The following is an 11741-nucleotide window of genomic DNA, read 5'->3' as shown; positions in this document are numbered from 1 at the left end:
CCGATGCCACTTTATCGGCTCGACTCCCGCGTGTTTCAGGCGGGGGAGAGGCTGAGGCGGTCGACGACCTCCTGCACCTGTTCGCCGGGCGTCAGGTCGAGGTCGACGCGGATCGCCCGCTCGTCGGCATCCGGCATCTCCAACGTCTCGAACTGCGAGGTCAATAGCGACGGCGGCATGTAATGCCCCTGGCGGCGCAGCAGACGCTCGAGCACGAGCTTCGGGTCGCCCATCAGCAGCACGAAGGTCACATCGTCGCGGCGCAGCACGTCGCGGTAGCTGCGCTTGAGTGCCGAGCACGTGATGACGCCGGGCCGTCCGGCGGAGATCTGACCGTCGATCCATCCGGCGACCCGGTCGAGCCACGGCCAGCGGTCGTCGTCGGTGAGCGCGTGACCGGATGCCATCTTGGAGACGTTCTCCGCGGGGTGCAGGTCGTCGCCCTCCTGGAAATCCCACCCCAGACGGCCGGCGAGCATGCCGGCGACGGTGGACTTGCCGGTGCCGGCGGGGCCCATGAATACGAGGACGGGGACGGTCATGGCTTCTCTCTTCGTCGGGGGAAGGGGTCAGATGGAGCGGCGCACTTCGGTGAGCACGGCGGCGACGTACAGCCGCGTGTGCTCCTCCGCCGCGTCGGCGTCGGCCCGGGCGATGGCGGCGGCGGTGGCGACGTGATTGTCGAGCGCGTCGGGGTTCGGGATGCCGGGGGTCAGGCCGTGCATCGAGCGTCCCTCGATCGCGGCGGCGATGGGGGCGCGCGCGGCGGCGAGCATGAGGTTGCCGCTGGAGACGAGGATCAGGTCGTGGAAGGCGATGTCGGCTGCGAGGTACTCGGGCGAGTTGCCGAGACCGGCGGCGCCGAGGCGCTCGAGCTCCTCGGCCAGGCGCAGGATCTCCCCGCGTTGCAGGTCGGTCGCCCGACGCGCGCTCAGTCGCGCGGCGACGGGTTCGACCGCGGCGCGCAGCTCCGTGGTGTTCGCGATGAGCTGGTCGCGGCGCTTGCCGGCGAGCTGCCAGCCGATGAGCCGGGTGTCCAGAGCGCTCCAGTCGGAGGCGGGCCGCACGGTGATGCCGACGCGACGACGCTGAGCGAGCATGCCCATGGCCTCGAGCACGCGGACGGCTTCGCGCACGACGGTGCGCGAGACGCCGTACTCGGCCTCGAGTGCGGCAAGGGTCAGAACGTGGCCCGTGGGCAGGTCCCCGTCGACGATGCGCATGCCGAGGGCGTCCAGCAACGATCCGTGCGATGCGCGGGCCATGACCCCTCCTCAGGTCGTTTGATACGACCTTATCTTGTCAAAGATACGATCTTTATGTGAAAATGCCTTCACTCACCCGTGGGTGCGGGTCACACACAGCTTGCCCGATGCCGCGCCCCCCTGAATCAACGGAGATCTCGTGGACGACTGGACCCAAACACTCGGCACGGCGCCCTTGCTCGCCATCGCCGCGGGCGCGATCGCGCTCATCCTGGTGCTCATCATCTGGCTGAAGGTGCACGCGTTCCTCGCGCTCATCATCGTGTCGCTGGTGACGGCGTTCGTCGCCGGAATCCCGGTGTCGACCATCGTGACCACCTTGACGGGAGGGTTCGGAGGGACACTCGGCACGGTCGCCCTCCTGGTCGCCCTCGGCGCGATGCTCGGCAGGCTCATCGAGCACTCCGGCGGTGCGCAGTCGCTCGCCGAGACCTTCGTGCGCATCTTCGGCGAGAAGCGGGCGCCGTTCGCCCTCGGCATCGTCTCGCTCATCCTCGGATTCCCGATGTTCTTCGACGCCGGGCTCGTCATGATGCTGCCGATCATCTTCGCGATCGCGCGCCGCGTCTCGGGCAACAACGTGCTGCTGTTCGGTCTGCCGGCCGCCGCCGCCTTCTCCGTGATGCACGTCTTCCTGCCGCCGCACCCGGGCCCGGTCACGGCGAGCGGCCTCTACGGCGCGAACCTCGGCCTCGTGCTCATCGTCGGCCTGATCATCGCGTTCCCGATCTGGTACCTCTCGGGCTACCTGTGGGGCAAGTTCATCGCGCGCCGCATAGTGCTGCCCGTGCCCGCCCTCTTCGGCGACGTCGACGCCGATCAGCCGGCCAACCCGCCCAAGCCGCTCACGGTCATCGCCGTCCTGTTGCTGCCGATGCTGCTCATCTTCCTCAACACGGGTCTGACCACCCTGGGCGCCGCCGGCGTCGTGCCGACGGACAACACGGTCGTCCAGGTGCTCATCCTGCTCGGCAACTCGCCCGTCGCGCTGCTCATCACCGTGCTGGTCGCGACCGTCGTCTTCGGCTTCCGCCGCGGCGAGAACGGCACCGCCCTCGAGAAGGTCGTCGACTCGGCGCTCGGACCGGTGTGCTCGGTCATCCTCATCACCGGCGCCGGTGGCATGTTCGGCGCCGTCCTGCGCGCCTCGGGCATCGGCGACGCGCTGGCCGACAGCCTGGGCGACCTCGGTCTGCCGGTCATCGTCGCCGCTTACGTCATCGCCGTCATCCTCCGTCTCGCGCAGGGCTCGGCGACCGTCGCCCTCGTCACCGCCGCGGGCCTGGCGGCCCCGGCCGTCATGGCGGGCGACTTCTCGCCGCTGCAGGTGGTCGCCATCACCCTCGCCACGGCCGCCGGCTCCGTGTTCGCCGGTCACGTCAACGACTCCGGCTTCTGGCTGGTCGGACGCCTGATGGGTATGGACGTCAAGACCACCCTGAAGACGTGGACGGTGCAGCAGGCCATCGAGTCGGTGCTCGGCTTCCTCGCGGCGCTCCTCGTCTTCGGCATCGGCGCGCTGCTGTGACCGGCTCGAACGCCGACCTGTTCGACGTCTCCGACCGGCTCGCGCTCGTCACCGGCTCATCGCGGGGCCTCGGCCGCGCGCTGGCCCTCACCCTCGCCCGCGGCGGCGCCCGCGTCATCGTGCACGGTCGTGACGCGGATGCCGTGGAGCGGACCCGCGCCGAGGCCGAGGAGCTGTCGGGGCGCCCCGCCCACGCGGTGGTGTTCGACGTCACCGATGCCACCGCGGTCGAGACGAGCGTGACCGGCCTGCTCGAGGAGGTCGGGGTTCCCGACATCCTCGTCAACAACGCCGGCGTGCAGCGCCGGGCGCCGATCCACGAGTTCGCGGTCGCCGACTGGGACGACATCGTCGCGGCGAACCTCGGGCGTCTTCTACGTCTCGCGGTTCGTCACCCCCGCGATGGTCGCGCGCGGATCGGGCAAGGTCGTCAACGTCGCGTCGGTTCAATCGCGCCTGGCGCGGCAGACGATCGCGCCGTACTCGGCCACGAAGGGCGGCGTCGCGCAGCTCACGGCCGGCATGGCCGCCGACCTCGCGCGGTTCGGCATCCAGGTGAACGCCCTGAGTCCGGGGTACTTCGCGACGGAGATGAACCGCGCCCTGGTCGACGATCCCGAGTTCACGCGCTGGTTGACCCAGCGCACGCCCGCCGCCCGATGGGGCGACTTCGACGAGCTTCGCGGGGCTCTGCTGTTCCTCGCGTCCGACGCGTCGAGCTTCGTCTCGGGGCAGAACATCTTCGTCGACGGCGGGATGACGGCGGTCGTCTGACCGCGGAGAGGAAGACCGATGAAGTCGCTGCTGATCGAGAAGGCGCTCACCGCGCAGGTGCAGGACGTCGCCGTTCCCGAGCCCGGGGAGGGGCAGGTGCGCCTTCGCGTGGAATACGTCGGCATCTGCGGATCCGACCTGCACTACTACTACGAGGGGGCCAACGGCGCCTTCGTCGTGCGCGAGCCGTTGGTTCCGGGGCACGAGCTCTCCGGGCGGGTCGACCTCGATCCCTCCGGTGTTCTGGCGGAGGGGACGCCGGTCACCGTGCACCCCGCCCGCTTCGGCACGCCGCGAGAGGGCATCGAGAACGCCCCGCACCTGTGGCCGGGCGGGTCGTACCTGGGCAGCGCCTCGACATGGCCGCACACCCAGGGCGCGGCATCCGAGTACCTGATCATCGAGGCCGACATGGTGCGCGTGCTGCCGGAGGAGCTGCCGGTGCGCCGGGCGGTGCTGGCCGAGCCTCTGGCCGTGGCGCTGCACGCGCTCGGCAAGGCGGGAGACGTCGCGGGACTCGAGGTCCTCGTCACCGGCTCGGGACCTATCGGCCTGATGGCCGTGGCCGCCGCGGCGGCCGCCGGGGCGCGCGTCACGGCGACGGACGTGTTGACCGGGCCCCTCGAGCGCGCCGCGGACCTGGGCGCTGCGGCGACCATCGACGTGTCGAGCGAGCAGGTCGAGCCGAACGCGTACGCCGTGGTGCTCGAATGCTCGGGCGTGCCCGTCTCCATCTCGACGGCGCTGAAGGCCGTACGCCCCGGAGGCACCGTCGTGCAGGTCGGCATGCTGCCGGATGACCCGCGCCCGGTGAACCTCGCCCCCTTCATCTCGAAGGAGGTCCGCTACCTCGGTGCGTTCCGATTCCTCGACGAGATCGACCGCGCGGTGCAGCTGCTCGCGTCCACCCCCGGTATCGAGAGCGCGCTCACGCACGAGTTCGCGGTGACGGATGCCGAGGAGGCCTTCGCCACGGCGCGCGACTCGCAGCGCTCGGGCAAGGTCGTCTTCGCGCTCTGACCGACGAGAACGCCCCGGTCGCCGCCCGCGAGGACGGTGACCGGGGCGTTCGAGCGTCCGGTGGGCCCGGGCCGGCCGGGATGCGTCGTGAATGCGCGCGCGGACGCCGTCAGGTCGCGGCGACGATGGTCTACGGGCTCGGCGCGTCGAATCCGTCGGAAGAAGCCGGGGCGCGCGCCGGGGACGACCCCCGCGCGGACACCTCGACGCGAGACCGGGGCTCGAGGAGCAGCCCGGGTGGGCGTCAGTGCTTCTTGTACGAGGCGTTGCGGCCGAGCGAGAAGAGCGCGCCGATCGCGGCGACGCCGCCGATCGCGGCCAGGCCGCCGACGACCCAGATCACGACGTGAGAGAAGAAGCCGCTGTCCATGATGATCCTCCGGGTCGGTGTGGCCCCTCGATCCTACCGTCGCCGTCGCGTGCTCCCGTCCGCCCCCGCATCGCGGGGGTCGAGAGCGCGGGCCGTCGCTGGTAGACTTCCGGGGTACTTCGGCGAGGGATGCCATCGCCGTGCGCCCGCAGGGAGCACCCGGCATCCGTGATCGACGCGGTGATGCAGGCTCCCGGCTTTCCTCACGCGCTCGCGTTCGAGTCGAATCCAGACCACACAGGTGCGGACACCGTCCGCTCACAAGCTGCGGGACATGAGCCCGCGAGGAGAACAACATGTCGGAAGACAACAAGGTCGTCACGGAGCTCCGCGAGAACTTCGGCAAGGGCTTCGCCCGTCGCCTCCGCGCCGCGGGCAAGATCCCGGCCGTCATCTACGGTCACGGCACCGAGCCCCAGCACGTCGCGCTGCCCGGTCACCAGACCGCGCTGCTCATCCGTCGCGCCAACGCGCTGCTCGACCTCGACATCGCGGGCAAGAGCCAGCTCGTCCTGGTGAAGGACGTGCAGAAGGACCCCGTGCGTCAGATCATCGAGCACATCGACCTCATCGTCGTGAAGAAGGGCGAGAAGGTCCAGGTCGACGTGCCCGTCGTCGTCACCGGTGAGCCCTTCCCCGGCACCATCGCGATGCTCGACGCCACCTCGGTGTCGCTCGAGGTCGAGGCCACCCACATCCCGCAGAACATCGAGGTCGACGTCGAGGGCGCCGAGGACGGCACCCAGATCACCGCCGCCGACCTGACGCTCCCCGCCGGCGCCTCGCTGGTCACCGAGCCCGAGACCCTCGTCGTGGGCGTCTCGGTTCCGCTCGACACCATCGCCGCCGACGAGGAGATCGCCGAGGCCGACGCCGAGGTCGCCGAGGAGCAGTCGGAGGAGGCCGAGACGGCCGCCGAAGAGGGCGACGAGAACTGATCCTGCGCGGGTCCTCCGAGACCCGCACACGACGAGGGGACGCGGATTCGCGTCCCCTCGGTCGTTTCCACGGGGTCCGCGCGCGGATCCGGAAGGATGGATGCCATGGCTGACACCTGGCTCATCATCGGTCTCGGCAATCCCGGACCGCGATACGAGGCCACGCGCCACAACATCGGCCAGATGGTCGTCGACGAGCTCGCCGCCCGCCGGCGTGAGGCGTTCCGTGCGCACAAGGCGAACGCGCGCGTGGCCGAGACCTGGGTGCGCCCGGGCGCGGCGAAGCTCATCCTCGCCAAGCCGAACAGCTTCATGAACGTCTCGGGCGGCCCCGCGGCGGGTCTCGCGCGTTTCTACGGCATCGACCCCGATCGCGTCGTCGTCGTCCACGATGAGCTCGACATCCCCTTCGACACGCTCAAGCTCAAGACCGGCGGCGGTCACGGCGGGCACAACGGCGTCCGCGACGTCGCGAAGGCGCTCGGCACGGCGGACTTCCCGCGTGTGCGGGTGGGCATCGGCCGACCGGCGGGTCGCCAGGATCCTGCCGACTGGGTGCTCGACCCCTTCGGCGCCACCGAGCGCACGACGCTGCCGATCCTCGTCTCGGATGCCGCGGATGCCGTGGAGCTCCTGGTCGAGGAGGGACTCGTCGCCGCGCAGCAGCGATTCCACGCCCCGCGCGCCTGAGCGGCGCTGAGCCGACGCCCCGTACGCTCGACGGCCCCGGTCCGTGAGGACCGGGGCCGTCGTGGCGGTGAGGGGGTCACATGCCGGAGCCGACGCCGATCCCGATGCCGCTCACGAACGCGACGATGACGGCGATGCCGCCGAGGACCGAGATGGCGACGGCGGCGAAGCCCCATCCGCGCCCGCGGTTCTTGACCGCGGCGACGATGCCCTGGATGAATCCCCAGAGCGCGAAGATCCCGTAGACGGCGAACGCGGCGATGCCGAGCACACTGGCGGCGATGGCCTTCTGCGAGGCGTCCGGCGGGAAGGTCGTCGGGTCGTTCTGACCGTCCAGCCCGGCGTACTGCTGCAACCCGCCGGCCTGCACGCCGGCGATGACGGCGAGGATGATGCCCACGACGACGCCCGCGGCCGCGGCGAGGAACGCGATCAGCCCGAGGGTCGTCGATCGCCGACCGCCGTCGTATACCGGTGCCGAGGGCGCCCGGCCGGCGTCGGGGTAGGCGTTCGCGCGATCGTAGGGCGGGGGAGTGGTGCTGCTCACGGGATCCTCCTCGGATGGGTCGACGGGCCGTTGCCCGGACCCCAGCCTAGGAAATCCGCCGTCGCCGCTCACCGGGTGGACGGCGGGCGCGCCGACCGGTAGCGGGGTCAGACCGCGACGCCGGTTCCACCCGGCAAGGTCGCGATCCCGCCGACGAGCGCGAGGGCGACGAAGATCCCGAAGAGCACAGGTCCGAGCACGCCGATCACGATCGCCGCAATGCCCGCCCCGCGTGCGGAGCCGCGCACCGTCGCCACGATGCCCATCGCGACCGCGGCGACGCCGATGACCGTCGCCGTCCAGAAGGTGATCTCGCCGACCAGCACCAGATCGCGGACGGGTGAGAGCACCCGGAGATCGATGGTCGAGGGGCCCGCGGCGAGGAGACCGGGCCCGGCACCCCGCGCGATGCGGAACGCGACGAATCCGGCGACGGCGGATGCCAGCACCCCCGCGATCAGCGCCAGCAGCAGAGCCCACGTTCCCAGCGGCCGCCCGCGGCGCTTCGTCGGCACGGGAGCGAGCAGGGTCCCGACCGGCGGCGCGACGTGGGGCGCCGTGAAGACCGGTCCGTCCGGAGCGCTGGGGGAGGACATGCCGCCACTCTACGCAGCACCCTCCCTCCGGGGTGGCTCAGCCCGTCGAGCCCCGTCCCGGGTGGCTTCGCTTCACCCGGAGGTGGCTGAACCTGCCGACGTCACCGGTCGACACCGCACGAATGACCGTGCCCGTGTTCGTCCAGCCCCGCCCGGTGTCGGTGGCCCCGCGTAGACTTTCCCGAGTGACAGTTCCCGGGATCGTCCGCGCCCTCGAGCAGGCTGAGTCGTACCGCGAGGCCGCGTCCGCGGCCTCCGCCGACCTGTCTCTCTCCCTCGTCGACGGCCTCGACGCGCCCGTCATCGCGGGCCTGATCGAGCGTCGTCGCGCCTCGGGCGACCCGGGCGCCGTTCTGGTGATCGCGCCGACGGGTCGTCGGGCCGAGTCGCTCGGTCCGGCACTGGATGCCGTGCTCCCCGGCGCCCAGGTGCTGCACTTCCCCGCCTGGGAGACGCTTCCGCACGAGCGGTTGAGCCCCAGCCCCGAGACGGTCGGGCGCCGCCTCGACGTCCTCCGGCGCATCGCCGCGTGGAACGGCGAGTCGCCCTTGGTCGTCACGGCGTCCGTCCGCAGCGCCCTCCAGCCCCTCGCGCCCGGGCTCGGCGACGTCGAGCCCGTCGAACTCGTCGTCGGCGGACGCGGGCACGAGCTCGAGAGCGTGACCACCCGCCTCGTCGAATTGGCGTACCACCGGGTCGACATGGTGTCCCGGCGCGGCGAGTTCGCCGTGCGCGGCGGCATCCTCGACGTCTTCCCTCCGGTGGCCGACCACCCCTATCGCGTGGAGTTCTTCGGCGATGAGGTCGATCAGATCCGCGCCTTCTCGGTCGCCGACCAGCGATCGCTGCCCGGCGAGGTCACCGAGGTCACCCTCGTCCCCAGCCGCGAACTCCTCCTCACCTCGGAGGTGCGCGCCCGAGCGGCCGCGCTGCGCGACGGGTACCCGGGCCTGCGTCAGCTTCTGGAGAAGATGGCCGAGGGAATCCCCGCCGAGGGCATGGAGTCCCTCATCCCCGTGCTCGTCGACGATCTCGTCACCCTCGTCGACTACCTGCCGGGCGGCAGCGCCGTCGCCCTCGTCGATCCCGAGCGTTCTCTCGCCCGCGCGACGACCCTCGGCGACACCAACCGCGAGTTCCTCGAGGCCGCCTGGTCGGCGGCGACCGCGGGGGCCGACACCCCCGTCGATCTCGACTCCGGCGACTTCGTGACGCTCGACGACCTGCACGAGCGCGCGAGCGGTCGCGGAGGCGTGTGGTGGCAGCTCAGCGCTTTCGATTCCGGAGCGGCGGATGCCGAGGACGAGGGCCTCGTGATCGGCGACGACTCCGCTCAGCGCGTCAAGGCCGACGCGGTGCCGTCGTTCCAGGGCAACGTCGAGGGCGCCACCGCGCACGTCGGTCAGCTGCTCGCCGACGGCTGGTCCGTCGTGGTCACGGCATCCGGACCGGGGATGGTGGATCGCGCCCGAGACGTCCTCGCGGAGCGCGGCATCGCGGCCCGACGGGTCGACGATCTGCGCCTCCCGCCCGAGCCCGGGGTGGCCCACGTCGTGTGCGCGCCGATGGAACGGGGCTTCCAGCTCGTCGAGGCGCGGTTCGCCGTGATCACCGAGACCGAGTTCTACGGCCGGTCGGTGGGTTCCGACAACCGCGGCGCGAAGAAGCTCGCATCCCGTCGGCGCAACGTCGTCGATCCTCTGCAGCTCAAGCCCGGCGACGTCGTCGTGCACGCCACGCACGGCATCGGCAAGTTCCTCGAGCTGACGCAGCGCGAGGTCTCCAGCGGTGGCCGCAACGCGGTGAAGACGACGAAGGAATACCTCGTCCTGGAGTATGCGCCGGCCAAGCGCGGCTATCCCGGCGACAAGCTGTTCGTCCCCACCGACCAGCTCGACCTGCTGTCGAAGTACGTCGGCGGCGAGGCGCCGACGCTGTCGAAGATGGGCGGCAGCGACTGGGCGGCCGCCAAGGGCCGTGCCCGCAAGGCCGTGCGCGACATCGCGGTCGAGCTGGTGAAGCTGTACTCGGCGCGTATGGCGTCCAAGGGCTACGCCTTCGGGCCCGACACGCCGTGGCAGCGCGAGCTGGAGGAGGCGTTCCCCTTCGCCGAGACGCAGGATCAGCTGCAGACGATCGACGAGATCAAGGCCGACATGGAGAAGCCGATCCCGATGGATCGCCTGCTCTCCGGCGACGTGGGCTTCGGCAAGACCGAGGTCGCGGTGCGCGCCGCGTTCAAGGCCATCCAGGACGGCAAACAGGTCGCGATGCTCGTGCCGACGACCCTGCTCGTCAAGCAGCACCTCGAGACGTTCGCCGAGCGCTTCGCCGGGTTCCCCGTCACGGTTCGCCCGCTCTCGCGTTTCCAGACCGACAAAGAGGCGAAAGCGACGCTCGCGGGCCTCACCGACGGCACGGTCGACATGGTCATCGGAACGCACCGCATCCTCACCGAGAAGGTCGTCTTCAAGGACCTCGGGCTCATGATCATCGATGAGGAGCAGCGCTTCGGCGTCGAGCACAAGGACCAACTGAAGAAGCTGAAGACCAACGTCGACATCCTGGCGATGAGCGCGACACCCATTCCGCGCACGCTCGAGATGGCGGTCACCGGGATTCGCGAGATGTCGACCCTGGCCACCCCGCCGGAGGACCGGCATCCGATCCTGTCGTACGTAGGCCCGCGCAACGACAAGCAGATCGCCGCGGCCATCCGCCGTGAACTGCTGCGCGAAGGCCAGGTGTTCTACGTGCACAACCGCGTGTCGTCGATCCAGCGGGTCGCCGCGCACCTCGCCGAGCTCGTACCCGAGGCGCGCATCGTCGTCGCCCACGGGCAGATGGGTGAGCACGCCCTCGAGCAGGTCGTCGACGACTTCTGGGAGCGGCGGGCCGACGTGCTCGTGTCGACCACGATCATCGAGACCGGTCTCGACATCTCGAACGCGAACACGATCATCATCGACCGTGCCGACAAGTACGGCCTGTCGCAGCTGCACCAGCTGCGCGGGCGCGTGGGGCGCGGCCGCGACCGGGCCTACGCGTACTTCCTCTACGACGACATGAAGCCACTGTCCGAGACCGCGGCCGACCGCCTCGAGACCATCGCGGTCAACAACGACCTCGGTTCCGGAATGCAGGTGGCGTTGAAAGACCTCGAGCTGCGCGGAGCCGGCAACCTGCTGGGAGCGGAGCAGGCGGGTCACATCGCCGGCGTCGGATTCGACCTGTACCTGCGCATGATCGGCGAGGCGGTGTCGACATTCCGCGGTGAAGACGTCGACGGCCCGACCGAGCTGCGCCTCGAGCTGCCGGTCGATGCGCGTCTGCCCGAGTTCTACATCGACAGCGAGCGGCTGCGCCTCGAGGCGTACCAGAAGCTTTCGGCCGCGGCATCCGCCACGGCGAAGGACGATGCCATCGACCTCGTCGTCGAAGAGCTCCGCGACCGCTACGGTGAGCCCCCGGCGGAGGTCGAGGGTCTCGTCGCCGTGGCGCGTCTTCGTCGCCGTGCCGCCCAGGCCGGACTCGCCGACGTCGTGGCGATGGGGTCCAACCTGCGTATCGCCCCCGCCGACCTCCCCGACTCCATGCGCGTGCGTCTCCAGCGCCTCTACCCGAAGGCGAAGCTGGTGGCGGGAGGGGATGCCATGGTCGTCCCCCTTCCTCAGGATGCCGACGACGCGAACCTCATCGCCTGGGTGCGGCAGCTGCTCGATGCGCTCTGGCCCGCTCCGGCGCAGAAGAGCGCCGAGGCCGCGAACGCCTGAACGGTCACGGTTCGCCGAGGGATTCCCGGATGGCCCGGTCGACGACGCGTCGGCCGGGCCATCCCGCGTTTCGGTCCTGTTTCCGCGGCATCACGGTCGCGACACGCCCGGGGTGTGTGCTCGATTCGACGGGGTGGTCGTTCGGGCGTAACTTATTACTTGTTCGCCCCACAGGGGAGAGCGGAGCGGCCGGAAGGCCCCGCAGCCCCTCAAGTAGCGAACCACCCCCAACATCTGTTC

Annotated in this window: 10 protein-coding genes and 1 pseudogene; 6 read left to right on the top strand and 5 right to left on the bottom strand. The window is 70.6% G+C overall.

The features are described 5' to 3' along the window. Positions 1 to 35: 35 nt before the first annotated feature. Positions 36 to 542, bottom strand: coding sequence for a gluconokinase (locus tag AB0N82_RS06305; protein WP_363389475.1), 507 nt, complete (start codon positions 540 to 542; stop codon positions 36 to 38). A gap of 27 nt (positions 543 to 569) precedes the next feature. Further along, the gene (locus tag AB0N82_RS06300) at positions 570 to 1265 is read right to left on the bottom strand and encodes an FCD domain-containing protein (RefSeq protein ID WP_363389472.1); all 696 of its coding nucleotides are present in this window, start codon (positions 1263 to 1265) and stop codon (positions 570 to 572) included. Positions 1266 to 1404: 139 nt separating this feature from the next. On the opposite strand from AB0N82_RS06300, the gene AB0N82_RS06295 reads away from it, so the two are divergent. The 3 genes and pseudogenes from AB0N82_RS06295 (at position 1405) to AB0N82_RS06285 (ending at position 4587) form a co-directional block, all read left to right on the top strand. After that, the gene (locus AB0N82_RS06295) at positions 1405 to 2793 is read left to right on the top strand and encodes a GntP family permease (RefSeq protein ID WP_315994618.1); all 1389 of its coding nucleotides are present in this window, start codon (positions 1405 to 1407) and stop codon (positions 2791 to 2793) included. Next, positions 2790 to 3567 (top strand): annotated as a pseudogene (locus tag AB0N82_RS06290) (SDR family oxidoreductase). The gene AB0N82_RS06295 and the pseudogene AB0N82_RS06290 overlap by 4 nt, the downstream one beginning before the upstream one ends. Before the next feature lie 18 nt (positions 3568 to 3585). Further along, entirely contained in the window at positions 3586 to 4587 is a 1002-nt protein-coding gene (locus AB0N82_RS06285; protein WP_363389468.1) for a zinc-binding dehydrogenase, read from the top strand. A gap of 244 nt (positions 4588 to 4831) precedes the next feature. On the opposite strand, the gene AB0N82_RS06280 is transcribed toward AB0N82_RS06285, so the two are convergent. Beyond that, positions 4832 to 4957, bottom strand: coding sequence for a hypothetical protein (locus AB0N82_RS06280; RefSeq protein ID WP_315994615.1), 126 nt, complete (start codon positions 4955 to 4957; stop codon positions 4832 to 4834). 296 nt (positions 4958 to 5253) lie between these two features. On the opposite strand from AB0N82_RS06280, the gene AB0N82_RS06275 reads away from it, so the two are divergent. Together AB0N82_RS06275 and pth are read left to right on the top strand one after the other, a co-directional pair. Beyond that, entirely contained in the window at positions 5254 to 5895 is a 642-nt protein-coding gene (locus AB0N82_RS06275; protein WP_363389464.1) for a 50S ribosomal protein L25/general stress protein Ctc, read from the top strand. Between the two features lie 105 nt (positions 5896 to 6000). After that, positions 6001 to 6585 (top strand): aminoacyl-tRNA hydrolase, encoded by a 585-nt coding sequence (gene pth / locus AB0N82_RS06270; protein WP_315994613.1) that lies wholly within the window; start codon positions 6001 to 6003, stop codon positions 6583 to 6585. 76 nt (positions 6586 to 6661) lie between these two features. On the opposite strand, the gene AB0N82_RS06265 is transcribed toward pth, so the two are convergent. Further along, positions 6662 to 7132, bottom strand: coding sequence for a hypothetical protein (locus tag AB0N82_RS06265; protein ID WP_315994612.1), 471 nt, complete (start codon positions 7130 to 7132; stop codon positions 6662 to 6664). A 107-nt stretch (positions 7133 to 7239) separates the two neighbouring features. Further along, on the bottom strand, positions 7240 to 7728 hold the full coding sequence (locus AB0N82_RS06260; protein ID WP_315994611.1) for a hypothetical protein: 489 nt from the start codon (positions 7726 to 7728) through the stop codon (positions 7240 to 7242). 185 nt (positions 7729 to 7913) lie between these two features. Between AB0N82_RS06260 and mfd the strand changes: the two genes are divergently transcribed. After that, entirely contained in the window at positions 7914 to 11501 is a 3588-nt protein-coding gene (gene mfd / locus AB0N82_RS06255; protein WP_363389459.1) for a transcription-repair coupling factor, read from the top strand. Positions 11502 to 11741 lie beyond the last annotated feature (240 nt).

This window comes from Microbacterium sp. NPDC089186 (assembly GCF_040685115.1).
Lineage (GTDB): Bacteria > Actinomycetota > Actinomycetes > Actinomycetales > Microbacteriaceae > Microbacterium > Microbacterium galbum.
Note: the sequence above shows the minus strand (reverse complement) of the source record. Positions and strands in the feature narration are given on the sequence as shown.

Coding starts and splice junctions, on each gene's coding strand:
- AB0N82_RS06280 (WP_315994615.1), bottom strand. CDS start 4,957: ATGGACAGCGGCTTCTTCTCTCACGTCGTGATCTGGGTCGTCGGCGGC.
- AB0N82_RS06285 (WP_363389468.1), top strand. CDS start 3,586: ATGAAGTCGCTGCTGATCGAGAAGGCGCTCACCGCGCAGGTGCAGGAC.
- AB0N82_RS06300 (WP_363389472.1), bottom strand. CDS start 1,265: ATGGCCCGCGCATCGCACGGATCGTTGCTGGACGCCCTCGGCATGCGC.
- AB0N82_RS06260 (WP_315994611.1), bottom strand. CDS start 7,728: ATGTCCTCCCCCAGCGCTCCGGACGGACCGGTCTTCACGGCGCCCCAC.
- AB0N82_RS06305 (WP_363389475.1), bottom strand. CDS start 542: ATGACCGTCCCCGTCCTCGTATTCATGGGCCCCGCCGGCACCGGCAAG.
- pth (WP_315994613.1), top strand. CDS start 6,001: ATGGCTGACACCTGGCTCATCATCGGTCTCGGCAATCCCGGACCGCGA.
- AB0N82_RS06275 (WP_363389464.1), top strand. CDS start 5,254: ATGTCGGAAGACAACAAGGTCGTCACGGAGCTCCGCGAGAACTTCGGC.